This window comes from Paraburkholderia diazotrophica (assembly GCF_038900755.1).
GTDB lineage: Bacteria > Pseudomonadota > Gammaproteobacteria > Burkholderiales > Burkholderiaceae > Paraburkholderia > Paraburkholderia diazotrophica_A.
On sequence record NZ_JBBPEN010000006.1, the window covers coordinates 350705 to 364289 of the forward strand.

At 65.0% G+C, this 13585-nt stretch carries 13 protein-coding genes; 6 read left to right on the forward strand and 7 right to left on the reverse strand.

What is annotated here, in order from left to right; all coding sequences use genetic code 11:
- The first annotated feature begins 3 nt into the window (after positions 1-3).
- Positions 4-954 (forward strand): AEC family transporter, encoded by a 951-nt coding sequence (locus AABE10_RS21155; protein WP_342935196.1) that lies wholly within the window; start codon positions 4-6, stop codon positions 952-954.
- 15 nt (positions 955-969) lie between these two features.
- Here AABE10_RS21155 and AABE10_RS21160 read toward each other — a convergent pair whose 3' ends face one another.
- Together AABE10_RS21160 and AABE10_RS21165 are read right to left on the reverse strand one after the other, a co-directional pair.
- On the reverse strand, positions 970-2214 hold the full coding sequence (locus AABE10_RS21160; protein WP_342935197.1) for an FAD-binding oxidoreductase: 1245 nt from the start codon (positions 2212-2214) through the stop codon (positions 970-972).
- A gap of 115 nt (positions 2215-2329) precedes the next feature.
- Entirely contained in the window at positions 2330-3106 is a 777-nt protein-coding gene (locus AABE10_RS21165; protein ID WP_342935198.1) for an ABC transporter substrate-binding protein, read from the reverse strand.
- A 300-nt stretch (positions 3107-3406) separates the two neighbouring features.
- On the opposite strand from AABE10_RS21165, the gene AABE10_RS21170 reads away from it, so the two are divergent.
- The 3 genes from AABE10_RS21170 to AABE10_RS21180 all read left to right on the forward strand — a co-directional run bounded on the left by AABE10_RS21170 (position 3407) and on the right by AABE10_RS21180 (position 5385).
- Positions 3407-4372: an ornithine cyclodeaminase family protein gene (locus AABE10_RS21170; RefSeq protein WP_342935199.1), complete on the forward strand. Its 966-nt coding sequence runs from the start codon at positions 3407-3409 to the stop codon at positions 4370-4372.
- Positions 4373-4478: 106 nt separating this feature from the next.
- The gene (locus AABE10_RS21175; protein ID WP_090865048.1) at positions 4479-5123 is read left to right on the forward strand and encodes a helix-turn-helix transcriptional regulator; all 645 of its coding nucleotides are present in this window, start codon (positions 4479-4481) and stop codon (positions 5121-5123) included.
- A 64-nt stretch (positions 5124-5187) separates the two neighbouring features.
- Positions 5188-5385 (forward strand): DUF1653 domain-containing protein, encoded by a 198-nt coding sequence (locus AABE10_RS21180; protein WP_321574797.1) that lies wholly within the window; start codon positions 5188-5190, stop codon positions 5383-5385.
- 53 nt (positions 5386-5438) lie between these two features.
- Here AABE10_RS21180 and AABE10_RS21185 read toward each other — a convergent pair whose 3' ends face one another.
- The 3 genes from AABE10_RS21185 to AABE10_RS21195 form a co-directional block, all read right to left on the reverse strand.
- Positions 5439-5786, reverse strand: a complete 348-nt coding sequence (locus AABE10_RS21185; protein ID WP_342935277.1) for a 2Fe-2S iron-sulfur cluster-binding protein — start codon at positions 5784-5786, stop codon at positions 5439-5441.
- 5 nt (positions 5787-5791) lie between these two features.
- On the reverse strand, positions 5792-6937 hold the full coding sequence (locus tag AABE10_RS21190; protein ID WP_342935200.1) for a VIT1/CCC1 transporter family protein: 1146 nt from the start codon (positions 6935-6937) through the stop codon (positions 5792-5794).
- 240 nt (positions 6938-7177) lie between these two features.
- A complete protein-coding gene (locus AABE10_RS21195) occupies positions 7178-9148 on the reverse strand; it encodes a sigma-54-dependent Fis family transcriptional regulator (RefSeq protein ID WP_342935201.1) in 1971 nt (656 codons plus the stop codon).
- Positions 9149-9486: 338 nt separating this feature from the next.
- Here AABE10_RS21195 and AABE10_RS21200 point away from each other — a divergent pair, with 338 nt between their 5' ends.
- Both AABE10_RS21200 and AABE10_RS21205 read left to right on the forward strand, forming a co-directional pair.
- Positions 9487-9753 carry a DUF2964 domain-containing protein gene (locus tag AABE10_RS21200; RefSeq protein WP_342935202.1) on the forward strand — a complete coding sequence of 89 codons (267 nt, stop codon included), beginning with the start codon at positions 9487-9489 and terminating at the stop codon, positions 9751-9753.
- A gap of 309 nt (positions 9754-10062) precedes the next feature.
- The gene (locus tag AABE10_RS21205) at positions 10063-10353 is read left to right on the forward strand and encodes a DUF1488 domain-containing protein (protein ID WP_087739302.1); all 291 of its coding nucleotides are present in this window, start codon (positions 10063-10065) and stop codon (positions 10351-10353) included.
- Positions 10354-11480: 1127 nt separating this feature from the next.
- Here AABE10_RS21205 and AABE10_RS21210 read toward each other — a convergent pair.
- Together AABE10_RS21210 and AABE10_RS21215 are read right to left on the reverse strand one after the other, a co-directional pair.
- On the reverse strand, positions 11481-12782 hold the full coding sequence (locus AABE10_RS21210; protein WP_342935203.1) for an NCS2 family permease: 1302 nt from the start codon (positions 12780-12782) through the stop codon (positions 11481-11483).
- Between the two features lie 547 nt (positions 12783-13329).
- A complete protein-coding gene (locus tag AABE10_RS21215; RefSeq protein ID WP_342935204.1) occupies positions 13330-13581 on the reverse strand; it encodes a DUF4148 domain-containing protein in 252 nt (83 codons plus the stop codon).
- Positions 13582-13585: the final 4 nt, after the last annotated feature.

Sequence of the window (13585 nt, forward strand, 5' to 3'; positions counted from 1 at the left end):
TTCATGCTGTCCACGCTCGAAATCCTGCTGCCCGTCTTCGCGCTGATCTTCGCGGGCTTCTTTTGCCGTCGTCGCAATCTGCTGGGCCCGGCGGCCGCGTCCGAACTGAACCGCTTCGTCGTGTGGCTTGCGCTGCCCGCGCTGCTGTTCGACACGATGGCGCATTCGACGTGGCGGCAGCTCGATCAGCCCGCGTTCATCGCGACGTTTTCGATTGCATGCGCGGGCGTGTTCGTCGTCGTGCTGATCGCGCGCCTCGCGAGCGGGCGGCATCTCGCGGATGCGAGCGTCGATGCGATTGCGGCGTCGTATCCGAATACGGGCTATATCGGCTTTCCGCTCGGCCTGCTCGCGTTCGGCAAGGCGAGCCTCACGCCGACGACGATCGCCACGATCCTCGTCGCGTGCGTGCTGTTCGCGCTCGCGATCGTGCTGATCGAAGCCGGCCTGCAGACGGAGCGCACGCCGCACAAGCTCGGCGCGAAGGTGCTGTGGCGGCTTGTGAAGAATCCGCTGATCGCGTCGCCGATCGTCGGCGTGCTCGTCGCGAGCGCGGGCGTGAGCTTGCCGCAAAGCGCCGAGACGTTCCTCAAGCTGTTGAGCGGCGCCGCGAGTCCTTGCGCGCTGGTGAGCCTCGGGCTCTTCCTCGCGGAGAAGCGTCCCAAGGCGGAGGGCTCGTCCGGGTCCGTCACGTCGCTCGTGCTGACGGCCATCAAGCTGATTGCGCAGCCCGCGCTCGCATGGTGGATCGCCGCGCGTGTCTTTTCGCTGCCGGCGCCCATCGTCGATATGGCCGTGCTGCTCGCTGCGCTGCCGACGGGCACGGGCCCCTACATGCTCGCCGAGTTCTACCGGCGCGAGGCAGACATCACGTCGCAGACCATTCTGCTGTCGACGCTGGGCTCGCTGGTTTCGTTGTCGCTGCTGCTGCTCTATCTGCGCGTGCCGGGTTGACGTGGCACGCGAAGCCTAGCCGAAGCGTTCCGCGCGATAAGGCTTCGGATCGGTAAAGGGCGTCGCGCCCGTCATCATTTCCGCGAGCAGGCGGCCCGTGACGGGCCCGAGCGTCAGCCCATGATGGTTGTGCCCGAAAGCGAACCACAGGCCGCGATGGCGCCGCGCAGGGCCGATCACGGGACGCATGTCCGGCGTGCAAGGGCGCATGCCGAGCCACGGCTTGTCGTCGACGCGCTCGCCGAGGCCGAATGTCGTGCGCGCGAGCGGCTCGATGCGTTCGAGCTGAATGCCCGTCGGCGGCGCGCCGCGCTGCGCGATCTCGACGCCCGTCGTCAGGCGCAGACGGTTGCCTTCCATCGGCGCGACCACGTAGCCGCGTTCCGTATCGACGATGGGCACCGACAGCATCTGACGCGCGGGACGATAGTGCATGTGATAGCCGCGCTTCGCGCGCAGCGGAATGCGATAGCCGAGCGGCCCGAACACGGTATCGGACCACGGCCCGAGCGCGAGCACGACTTCCTTCGCACTGATCGTGCCGTGTTGCGTGTCGACGGTCCACGCATCGCCCGATGAACGCAGGCTCGTCGCGTCGCCGGCGATGAATGCGCCGCCTTCCGTTTCGAATAGCCGTGCATACGCTTTGACGAGCGCGCCGGGATTCTTCACGCTCTTCGGGTCTTTCCAGTGCAGCGCGCCGCAAATCCCTTCGCCCACGCCCGGCTCCTGCGCGCGCAGCGCGGCCGCGTCGAGCACGCTCACGCGCAGGCCATGCTCGCGGATCGCGTCTTGCGACGCTCTCGCTTCGTTGTCGAATTCGGCGCGCGTGCGGAACGCCTCGATCCAGCCGCCGTCGTGCACCAGCTCGCCGACGCCCGCGCGCGCGATCAGCCGGTCATGTTCTTCGACGCATGCGCCGATCAGCGGCAGCATGTCGCGCGCGGCGGCCGCGAGCCGCTGCGGCGCCGATTCCCACCAGAAGCGCGCGAGCCACGTCGCGTAGGAGGGCAGCGCCTTGTAGTCCCAGTAGAGATCCGTCGACTGATTGCGCGCGTAGCGCAGCAGTGTGCCGAGCTTGCGCGGAAAGCCGTACGGCACGATTGACGAGCGCTCGATCAGCCCCGCGTTGCCGAAGCTCGTTTCTTCGCCGGGCGCGCGCCGGTCGACGAGCGCGACGCGCCGTCCGCGATCCTGCAGATGCAGCGCCGACGATACGCCGACAATTCCCGCTCCCAGCACGATGACGTCGAAATCCATAGCAATCAGAGTGGTCTTTGATGTGACGTGTGATGAAGCCCAAAGCGCAGCGAGCGCGTGTCGCCACGCGCCCGCCTGTCGAAGCCGAAGCATGCGGCTTCGGCTCGAAAGCGTATCACTTCGCGATGATGTCGCGCTTGAAGTATTTCTGCGAGAGCGCCGTCAGCGTGCCGTCCTTTTTCAGCGCATCGAGCGCGGCATCGACTTTCGCCTGCAACGCCTTGTCGTTCTTGCGCAGGCCGAAGCCCGTGCCTTCGCCGAGCGTCGACGGGTCTTTCAGCGGCTCGCCGACCATCTCGAAGCCCGCGCCCGCCGGCTTGCCCAGAAAGCCGTCCTGGGCCGTCTGCGCTTCCTGCACGGCGGCATCCAGCCGACCGGCGACGAGGTCCGCATACACCTGGTCCTGATCCTGATACGACACCACCTGCACGCCCGCATTCGCCCAGTGCGCCTTGAGGAAGTCCTCCTGCGACGAGCCTTGCAGCACGCCGACGCGCTTGCCTTGCAGGCTCTTCACGTCGGGATGCAGGCTGGAACCGTGCTTCGCGATCATCACGATGGGCACGACATAGATGGGCGGCGTGAACGCGATGCTTTCCTTGCGCTTGGCCGTGATGTTCATCGCCGAATTGATCACGTCGAACTTGCGCGCCTGCAGCGCGGGAATCAGGCCGTCGAATGCATTCTCGACCCACACGCATTTCATTTTCAGCTTCGCGCAGACGGCGTTGCCGACATCGACATCGAAGCCTTCGAGCTGGCCCGATGCCGTCTTGCTTTCGAACGGGGGGTAGGCGGCTTCAATGCCGAAGCGCAGCGTATCGGATTGCGCGTGGACGGCGCCTGCCGTCATCGCAAGGACGGCGGCGGCGAGGGAGAGCTTCAGGTTCATGACGGTTCCTGTCGTTGATGATCGGTGCGGACGCGGCAGGCGGCGCAGATGAAATATAGACGGAAAGTCCAGTATGGACTATAGGGAATACGATAGTCCAGTGATCAAAAATGCGCGTTCGAATCGCGCAGCGCCTTGCCAGAAGCGTGAAACAGCCGCACAAAGGCACGTCGAGCGGCCCGAAGGCGCTCGCGAAACCGGCGTCCCGGCGTAGATTTTTCGTCCAGACTTGGAAAGTCTCAAGTAGACTTAAAATCTACAATTGACCCATCACACTCGCCGCTAAAGGAGAAAGACCCGATGACGACCGCCTTGCCACTTGCCATCGACGAACAGGCCGTCCGCGAAGCGTTGCCCGCACTCGACGTGCGCGGCGCGCTGACCGCAATGTTCCGCGCGCTGGCCACCGCCGAGGCCGTGCAGCCGCCGCAGACGCTGACGCTGTTTCCGAACGGCGCCGGCGACTTCATCACCTATCTGGGCGCGCTCGCCGGTGCAAAGGTGTTCGGCGCGAAGCTCTCGCCGTATATCGTCACGGGCGGCAAGCCGGTCATCACCGCGTGGACGGCGCTGATGTCGATGGAAACGGGCCAGCCGTTGATGTGGTGCGACGCGGGCCTGCTGACGACGGAGCGCACGGCGGGCACGACGGCGCTCGCCGTCGACCGGCTCGCGCGCGCCGATGCGACGCGGCTGGCGGTCGTCGGCGCTGGCGCCGTCGCGCTCGCGCATCTGCGGCATGCCGCGCCGCTGCGCGCGTGGGAGTCGATTCGCGTCTGGTCGCCCGGTCTCGCGAACGAAGGCGCGAAGCGCGCCGCGCTCATGGCCGCCGACGCGCGCGCGGTCGTAAGCACGAGCATCGAAGACTGCGTGAAGGATGCGGATGTCGTGATGCTGTGCACGTCGTCGGGCACGCCTGTTCTGCCGCGCGACGCATTGACGAAGCCCGCGCTGATCACGTCGATCAGCACGAACGCCGCGAACGCGCACGAGATCGACCCGGCGTGGCTGCCCGAGATGGACGTGTATTGCGACTATCGCGCGACGACGCCCGGCAGTGCGGGCGAAATGAAACTCGCCGCGCAGCACGGCTGGTCGGCGGACAGACTGAAGGGCGATCTGCCGTCGCTCGTTGCGGGCACATGCGCCACGCCGGGCTACGAGCGGCACGTGTTCTTCCGCTCGATCGGCCTGGGCCTCGAAGACGTCGCGATCGCCAGCGAGCTCTATCGGCATCTGACGCGCGATCGGGCGCACGCACAATAGCTACAATGTCGATCAGCCGCCGCTGCGCGCCGCTGTTCCGTCAGGCGCGCGCGGCATCACGAGGAATATCGCAGAGAGACACTGCGAACACTGCCACTGCCCGCCGATGCGCAAGAAGAAAACGTCTCCCGTCAAGGATCTGCTGCTGACCCGCTATGCGCCGATTGCGGACGGCATCGCCGCGCTGTTTTTCCCGTATGCGGAAGTGGTGATCCACGATCTGCACGACCAGACGGTGCTGTATCTCGCGAACAATCTGTCGAAGCGGGAGATCGGCGACGATTCCGCGCTCGAAGAGATCGACCATTCGGCGCGCGAGCGGGTGATCGGCCCGTATGAAAAGCTCAACTGGGACGGCCGCCGCATGCGCTGCGTGAGCAATATCCTGTTCGACGACAACGGGCAGCCGGCGGGCATGATGTGCATCAACTTCAACATTGCCGTGTTCGAGGACGTGCGCTCGACGCTCGATCTGTTCATCAAGGGCGCGGGCGTCGTCGCGCAGCCGGAAGAACTGTTCCGCGACGACTGGCAGGAGCGCATCAACACGTTCCTGCACGGATGGCTGCGCGAGCGGCAGATCGGCCTGAACGGCCTCACGCGCGAGCACCGGCGCGAGCTGGTCGAAGCGCTGTATGCGGAAGGCGCGTTTCGCGGCAAGAGTTCGGCGAACTATGTCGCGAACGTGCTTGGCATGGGGCGTGCAACGGTTTATAAGCATCTGAAGCAGATGAAAGAGGGCGCGAGCTGACGGCCGTTGCGGCGCGCGGCCCGCGCTGCCTGATCCGTTCCAGACATCCTTCGAGGACACGACCGTGACCGTGCGTTATCGACACTACAAAGGCGGTATTTACGAATTCATCTGCGAGGCGACGCTCGAATCGGACCCGAGCGTTACGATGATCGTCTATCGCGCCGAAAACGGCACGATCTGGACGCGGCCGTCGTCGGTGTTCTTCGAGATGATCGAGCACGAAGGCGACAAGGTTCCGCGGTTTTCGCCGATTAATTAGGGGCGTTGGCCGGGGCGCGGCGCTTGCGCGCGATTCAGGGCCATTCGCACCTGTCACCGCGTCACACGCGTCGGCAATTCGACAGCATCGGGCGCTTCGATCACGAGATCGCTCTGCGCGACAGCCACGCACGGCAGGATATAACCCTCCGCCTTTTCTTCGATGCTCACGCCCGGCCACTCGACCGTGTAGCGCACGCGGCCCGACGTCATCTTGCACAGGCAGGTCCGGCACGTGCCGTTGCGGCACATGCGCGGCAGATAAAGATTCGCGAAGCCCGCCGCTTCGAGCACGGTCAGCGACTCGGGCGCATCGAAGGTGCGGCCGAGCGGCTCGACGCGCACTTCGAACGTCTGTTCGTGTTCTTGCCTTCCGCTGCGGGACAGTTCTTCGCTCGTCATCGTGCTCACGAAACCGACACGCCCAGGAGCCGCCCGACGCCGAACGTGAAGGCCGCCGCGATGAGCCCTATCACGATCTGACGGAATGCCGAGAACGCGGCGCTCCGCCCGTTGAACAGCGACGTGAAGACGCCGACGGCCGCGAGCCCGAACGCGCTCAGCGCAACGCACTGCAAGATGGCCGGCGTGCCGCGCGCCCACAGGAACGGCATCGCCGGAAAAATCGCGCCGAGCGAGAACAGGCAGAACGACACGCCCGCCGCCGTCCACGGATTGCCGCCCAGTTCCGCCGGATCGAGGCCCAGTTCTTCGCGCGCCAGCGTATCGAGCGCCTTGTTCCGGTCGCGCATCACCTGCTCTGCGACGCGTTTGGCCTCGCTCGCGTCGATCCCTTTCGACTGGAAGATCAGCGCCAGCTCGCGCTGTTCGGCTTCCGGCGTGTGCTCGATTTCGTCCGCTTCCTTCGCGATCTGCGTGCGCGCGAGCTCACGTGCGTTCGTCACCGACAGCCACTCGCCGAGCGCCATCGAGCACGCGCCCGCGATCAGCCCGGCGAGCCCTGTCAGCAGAATCGCCTTGTTGCCCGTTCCCGCGCCCGCGACGCCCATGATCAGGCAGAAGTTCGACACGAGGCCGTCGTTCGCGCCGAGCACGGCCGCGCGCAGGTCGTTGCCCGAGGTTACGTTCTTGTGCCACGACTCGGCGGCGGCAATCTGCTCGCCTATGGAGCGCGGCCGCTCGTTCCGCTCATTCCCTCTGACGTCCGCGACCATCTGCTGCATCACGGCCGCGTGATGCTGTTCGTCTTTCGACAGCTGTACGGCATCGGGCTGGTTCGCGTACTTGTCGCGATCCGCATATTCGGCGGCGGCGAGCGACGGCAGCACGTACTTCGGTCCGAGCGTGTGGATCAGGCCACGCATCAGATGCGTCTTGACGCTGTGCCGGTGCGGCGGCACGCGCACGCCGTTCGCACGCAGCTTGTCGGCCCACACATTCGCGTGCACGCGCTCGGCGCTCGCGAGCTGGCTGAACAGCGTGCGGCGCCGCGGATCTTTTTCGACGCGCGACAGCGTCTCGTACAGCGCGGCGCTGTCGAGTTCGTCGGCGAGGTTCGTGCGGTAGCGTTTGAGTTCGTGCCGGGAGGCCATCGATCGAGGCGCGGTCTGGGCCGGGCATTCGTGGGGTCAGGATGAAGCTTAACGCAGCGCGGGCCGTTGCGCTGTTTCAGGAGGCGAGCGGCGAGCGGCAAACGGCAAACGGCAAACGGCAAACGGCAAACGGCAAACGGCAAACGGCAAACGGCAAACGGCAAACGGCAAACGGCAAAAAGCGTCGATGCGTCCCATTGCCCATCCGCAGAGAACGGGATCGCGATGCCACCGCGCGTGTCAATGCGTCGTGCGCATCCGCATGTAGCGATAGATCGTGTTGCGTGCGAGCCCCAGTTCGCGCGCTGCCGCCGAGATGTTGCCGTCGTTGCGCGCGAGCGTCTGCTCGATCAGCGTCGCTTGCCATTCTTCCATGCGCGCGGGGCGCAGCGGATCAGGCGAATTAGCGACGGGTTCGGCATCCGCATGTGCAGGCTCGCCGCGCTCGGGCCGATCGTGTCGCGCCGGCTCGCAATCGTGCAGGAAGTCGTCGGGCAGATGCTCGAAGCCAATCTCGTCCGCGCCCTCGGCCATGATGACGGCTGTGCGCAGCACGTTCGCGAGCTGCCGCAGATTGCCCGGCCAGCGGCAGCGCGTGAAGATCGCGAGCACGTCGGCCGACACGCATGCGGGCATCCGCGCGCTGTCGGGCTCTTCGCTGCGCAGCCGCGCGAGAATCCGCTCGACGAGCACGGGCAGATCGCTGCGCGCGGCGAGCGCGGGCAACGTGACGACGAGACCGTTGATCCGGTAGTACAGGTCTTCGCGGAAGGTGCCTTCTTCGATCATCGCGCGCAGGTTGCGGTGCGTCGCGCTGACGATGCGCACGTCGACGGGGATCGCGCGCGTACCGCCCAACGGCACGACGGAGCGCTCCTGAAGCACGCGCATCAGGCGCACCTGTTGCGCGAGCGGCATGTCGCCGATTTCGTCGAGGAAGAGGGTGCCGCCGTCGGCCTGCACGATCTTGCCGACGCTGCCGCGCTTTTTCGCGCCCGTGAACGCGCCGTCCTCATAGCCGAACAACTCCGCCTCGATCAGCGTGTCGGGAAGCGATGCGCAGTTGACGGCGATGAATGGCGCATCGCGGCGCGGCGACTCCTCGTGCATCGCGCGCGCGAGCCACTCCTTGCCCGTCCCCGTCTTGCCGAGCACGAGCAGCGGAATGTCGCGGCCGCGCACCTTCGCGACGCGCTGGAGCACGGCGGCCATCTGCGCGTCGCCCGTATTCAGTGTGGCGAACGTGACGGCGGCGGCGCGCGCTCTGGCCGCCTGCGATGCAGCCGATGACTGCGCGGCCGTCCGTTGGCTTCCCACATCGGCGGAAAAGACGGGGCGCGCCGCGTATTCGGCCCGCGCCACCACGCGCACGCCGCTCGGCAGCACGAGCGTCAGGCACTCGCCCGGCGCGCGCGACGCCTGCTGGAGCGCAGCCGGAAAGGCCGTGCCGAACAGCGCCTCGAAAGGCTGCGCGAGCAGCGCATCGAGCGGCCGCCCGAACTGGAACAGCGCGCTGCGGTTCGCGGACAGCAGCGTGCCGTCGGCGCCGAACGCGGCGAGCCCTTCGAACAGCGTGCCGATGAATTCGCTGCGCGCATGAAAGCGCACGCGCACGGCTTCGGCGAACTGGTTCGCGAACAGGTGGTTTTCGATGATCTGCGCCGACATCCGCACGAGCGCGAGCGTGTGCTTGTGAAAGCCGCGCGTGTCGCCGCTCACGTCGAGCGCGCCGATCGTGCGGCCATACGGATCGGCGATGGGCGCGCACGAGCACGTCAGGATGCGGTTCGCCTGCAGAAAATGCTCGCCTCCGTGGACGACGGTCGGCTGGGCATCGGCGAGCGCCGTGCCGATTGCGTTCGTGCCGCGATCCGCTTCCGCCCACGACACGCCGGGACACAGCGCGACGCGCTTCGCCTTCTCGACGAAATCGCTGTCGCCGAGACTGTGCAGGATCACGCCGTTGCTGTCGGTGAGCAGCACCATGCTCTGCGTATCGACGATCTGCGCGTGCAGCGTTTCCATCACGGGCAGCGCGTGCGCATACAGCGAGCGGTTGCAATCGACGAGATCGCGCAGCGCGAGCCGCTCCAGCGGATGAAAGTCGGGTGCCTCGGAAGCGCGCAGGCCGAAATCGCGCGAGCGCGCGTGAGCTTGCGCGATCACGTCGGCGCGACCCGCGGCGGGCGGCGTGACGGAACGTTGGGTCACTGCTTGTCTCCGTTGTTGTGCGCGTCTTTGACGCATGTGCTTTCATGCCGACGGGCTCGGCGCTTGCGCGCGCCTGTTATGTGCGACTGACTGAGCACGCGGGCGATGTGGCGCGATGCAGCACGGCGTATGCACTATCGGCGCATCGGCTGCAGGTGATGCAACTGCGCGTGCGTGCCGATGCATGTCGACCCATCTTACAGGAGGACGCACGGCGCGTGTTTCGCTTGCCTTCCTGTGCAGAAGTGCAATTATCGTAAGTGGCATGCGTTCGCGCCGCGTGCCGCACTGGGGCCCTCAACGATCGCCCCGGCCAGCGCCAGTTCGAGGAGAACGTCATGGTGCGCATGGAGTTGAGAGTCGTCCTCGCCACGCTTGCGATCTTCATCGCGCTAGGGGGCATCGGGTTGTCGATTCATGGTTCGCTCTACTACCTGGATCGAGAGGTCTGGACGGGTGTGATCGCGATTGCGATCGGCATCGTCGGCTGCGTCACGATGCTCACGCTGTGGCCGCGCGATCTGCCGGGCAAGACGCCGCCCGATGATCCCGCCGACGACAGCGGGGCGCACGAACACCATCATCATCTGCCGAGCCAGTTCTAACGCGTCTTAACGCTGCAGTGCCGCATAGCATAGGGTTTTTGCGCAGGGACTTTCCCTCGGTTAGCCGGGCCTGTCGAGCGCAACGTCGAGCTGATCGAATGCCGGGTCGCGGTGCATGGCGGCACCATGCTGGCGTGTGGCGTAACAAAACTTGCGGGCGGCCGCAGGTCGTCTACAGTGTTGAAATCAACTGAGGCGCGCGCGATGACGGCGCGCGTTTCTGATTGACAGCCCGCGCTGCGATCCATACGGAGGCTTGAACAGGGGCACGCGCGGCCCTCGGCGGTGTCGTCCAACCAAGGTGTTCCCATGCAGATCATTTTCCCGAAAGAAGCCCCTGAGTACTCGGGGCGCGAGCTGACACTGGCGTTTCCGGCTATGGTCGATGGGCAAAGGGTGGAATGCATGATTACCGCCGAGGCGCTCGAAGATCATTTCGGCGCGGCCTCGCCGCGTATCGAAGACATGATCGGCGCGTTCTCGACGCACCGCGAGCGCATCGAAGCGGCCACGCGGCGTTTGTTGTCGGAGACGGGCGCGCAGTGCGTCGTGTTGCGGAGTGGGTATGTTCGCTTTTATGAAGCGAATTGGAGGAACTAGGTTTTTCGTCTGCGACGGCTTTTTGGTTTTTGGTTTTTGTGCCTCTGCGCTGGTATCCGCGATTGCGCCTCGCGGCGCAGGCGTTGCACCTGTGCGGGGCGGTGCTTGCTCTTGTTTGCATCGGCTTTTGTTTTTGGTTCTTGTGCCTTTGCGCGGGCATCCGCATTAGCGCCTCGCGGCGCGGGCGTTGCCCCTGTGCGGGGCGGCACTTGCTTTTGTTTGCAACGGCTTTTGTTTTTTGGTTTTTGTGGCCTTTGCGCGGGCATCCGCGATTGCGCCTCGCGGCGCAGGCGTTGCCCCTGTGCGGGGCGGCACCTACTTTTCTTTGCCGGCCGCAAAGAAAAGTAGGCAAAAGAAAGCGGGCTAACACCACCCGTTCTTGTCGTTTGCCCACGGGCTCTCAACGTCCCCCATCATTCAGGCGGCAGTGTGCTGGCATGTGTTCGTTGCCAACGTGTTGATCAAACGCCTCATCGCTTCATACACCCGCGTTGCGGCCCGCGACATCGAACGTTCCCGCGCCCCTTTGCGGCAAACTGTGTGTAGGCATTCGCGCCGCACAGGACACCCGCGCCGCGCGATATGGCTGCGAGGGAGGACGTTGCCCTGTAAGACCCAGCAACCGATATTCACTACCGACATGCGGCACCGGAACATCCGATGTCTTTAGCCATGCCACACGTGCATGAAGCGGGTGAGGCATTAGCTAGTGCGTTGGCAACCAACACAAGCCAGAACGCTGCCGTTCGAAATATGGGGACGTTGAGAGCCCGTGGGTAAACGACAAGCACGGGCGGTGTTAGCCCGCTTTCTTTTGCCTACTTTTCTTTGCGGCCGGCAAAGAAAAGTAGGTGCCGCCCCGCACAGGGGCAACGCCCGCGCCGCGAGGCGCATCGCGGATGCCAGCGCAAAGGCCACAAAAACCAAAAAACAAAAGCCGTTGCAAACAAAAGCAAGTGCCGCCCCACACAGGGGCAACGCCCGCGCCGCGAGGCGCTAACGCGGACGCCGGCGGCAGGCTAAAACAACCACAACAGAAAAGCCGTCGCAGACAAAAACCGCATACGCGGAGGCCCGCGACGAGGGCGAAAAACCAAAGCGTCGCAGACAAAACCCGCTGCAAGCCCCTACTCAGATCCGAGATAAAAAAACCGGAACAAAAACACAGCCGCGATAATCCACACGACGAGCTTCACCTGACGCGCCTGGCCCGTCAGCAGCTTGAGCCCCGCATACGAAACGAAGCCGAACGCGACGCCGTTCGCAATCGAGTACGTGAACGGCATCAGCAGCGCGGTGAGCACGGCCGGCACGACTTCCGTCGCGTCGTCCCAGGGCAGGTGGATCATTTCGCGCAGCATCAGACACGACACATAGAGCAGCGCCGGCGCCGTCGCGTAACCCGGCACGACGCCCGCGATCGGCGCGAAGAAGAGCGCCAGCAGGAACAGCACGGCGACCGTGATCGCCGTCACGCCCGTGCGCCCGCCCGCCTGCACGCCCGATGCGCTTTCGATGTAAGCCGTCGTCGACGACGTGCCGAGCATCGAGCCCGCCAGGATGGCCGCGCTGTCCGCCATCAGCGCGCGGTTCAGGCGGTGCATCTTGCCGTGCACGAGCAGCCCCGCGCGATTCGCGACGCCCATCAGCGTGCCCGTCGCATCGAACAGCTCGACGAGGAAGAACACAAGTATCACGTTGAGCACGCCCGTCGACAGCGCGGCCTTGATGTCGAGCTGGAAGAGCGTCGGCGAAATCGACGGCGGCGTCGAGACGATGCCGTGAAACTCGTTGCCGCCGAAGAAGAAGCTCAGGATCGTCACGCCGACGATGCCGATCAGAATCGCGCCGCGCACGCGCAAATGGTCGAGCGTGACGATCGCGAAGAAGCCGATGATCGCGAGCACCACGTGCGGATCGTGCAGGTTGCCGAGCGTGACGAGCGTCGCCGGATTGCCCGTCACGATGCCCGCCGTCTTCAGCGAAATGATCGCGAGAAAGAGACCGATGCCGCCCGTGATCGCGATGCGGATCGAATTCGGAATGCCCGTGACGATCACTTCGCGCACGCGAAAGAGCGTGACGATCAGGAACAGGCACCCCGAGATGAACACTGCGCCGAGCGCCGCCTGCCACGAGAAGCCCATGCCCTTCACGACCGTATACGCGAAGTACGCGTTGAGGCCCATGCCGGGCGCGCAGGCAATCGGGTAGTTCGCATAGAGGCCCATGATCAGCGACGCGAGCGCCGCGACGAGGCAGGTCGCGACGAACACGGCGTCTTTCGGCATGCCCGCGTCGCCGAGGATCGCCGGATTGACGAAGATGATGTAGGCCATTGTGAGGAACGTGGTGATGCCTGCCAGCACTTCCACCCGCAGGTTCGTGCCTGCTTCGTCAAAGCCGAAATACCGTTTTACGGAGTCCATGAGCCGAGTCTCTCGCCGTGTGAAATGTCGTTCGTAACTGCTTGTCGTACCGCTTCGATTTCCGCTTCCGATTTCCGCTTCTTTTGCCCGCTCTTTTCAGCCGACCGACGGCGTCGTGCACAGACACGATCGCGGCTCCAGACGGAGCCGGCGTATCCGGGCCGTCGGGCAGCCACGGGCGGATTTAATCACGATTGGTGCGCCATTGCCGCATTGGCGGCATGCGCGCGTTGAACGCATGCAACACTCGCGGCTTGAGCGTGCCGCGTGCCAGCCCCCGTCCGGTTCGCGGGCTGCGGCGCTCAAACGTGATTTTCTGTAGCGAAGGGGCGTGATGATACCTGACGCGGCACATCAGCCTGGATTAGGAGGGGAGTCACAACAGGGAAGGATGGGAAATGGGCGTCGACGGCATGCCGCGTCGGGCGTTGCGCATCGTGACATCGGTAAAGGCGATGTCGCTGGTGCAATGCGTGGGGTGCGCCGTCGTCACGCGCCACGCATCACATTCGCTTGTTGTGTATTAACACTGTGGCTACCGCTGTATTTACTGCTGCACGCCCTGTGCCTGCGCACGGCGTTGCGCGACGATGCGGCCCGCCGCGATCGCATTCGACGGATAGTCGATCCAGTCGAGCGGATCGTAGCCGGCATTGCGCCATTCGATCAGATCGGCTTTGACTTCGGCGCGCGTCTTGGGCTTGTTCTGGTCATAGACACGCGACGTCTGCGCAAACGCAGACGACACGCATACCGCGCCGACGAGCGCACCCAGAACCATACGAGGAATCAGCTTCATGGCA

Bases quoted from the DNA above. Each gene is read 5' to 3' on its own strand.
- AABE10_RS21155 (WP_342935196.1), top strand. From the start codon at position 4: ATGCTGTCCACGCTCGAAATCCTGCTGCCCGTCTTCGCGCTGATCTTC.
- AABE10_RS21160 (WP_342935197.1), bottom strand. From the start codon at position 2,214: ATGGATTTCGACGTCATCGTGCTGGGAGCGGGAATTGTCGGCGTATCG.
- AABE10_RS21165 (WP_342935198.1), bottom strand. From the start codon at position 3,106: ATGAACCTGAAGCTCTCCCTCGCCGCCGCCGTCCTTGCGATGACGGCA.
- AABE10_RS21170 (WP_342935199.1), top strand. From the start codon at position 3,407: ATGACGACCGCCTTGCCACTTGCCATCGACGAACAGGCCGTCCGCGAA.
- AABE10_RS21175 (WP_090865048.1), top strand. From the start codon at position 4,479: ATGCGCAAGAAGAAAACGTCTCCCGTCAAGGATCTGCTGCTGACCCGC.
- AABE10_RS21185 (WP_342935277.1), bottom strand. From the start codon at position 5,786: ATGACGAGCGAAGAACTGTCCCGCAGCGGAAGGCAAGAACACGAACAG.
- AABE10_RS21190 (WP_342935200.1), bottom strand. From the start codon at position 6,937: ATGGCCTCCCGGCACGAACTCAAACGCTACCGCACGAACCTCGCCGAC.
- AABE10_RS21200 (WP_342935202.1), top strand. From the start codon at position 9,487: ATGGTGCGCATGGAGTTGAGAGTCGTCCTCGCCACGCTTGCGATCTTC.
- AABE10_RS21205 (WP_087739302.1), top strand. From the start codon at position 10,063: ATGCAGATCATTTTCCCGAAAGAAGCCCCTGAGTACTCGGGGCGCGAG.
- AABE10_RS21210 (WP_342935203.1), bottom strand. From the start codon at position 12,782: ATGGACTCCGTAAAACGGTATTTCGGCTTTGACGAAGCAGGCACGAAC.
- AABE10_RS21215 (WP_342935204.1), bottom strand. From the start codon at position 13,581: ATGAAGCTGATTCCTCGTATGGTTCTGGGTGCGCTCGTCGGCGCGGTA.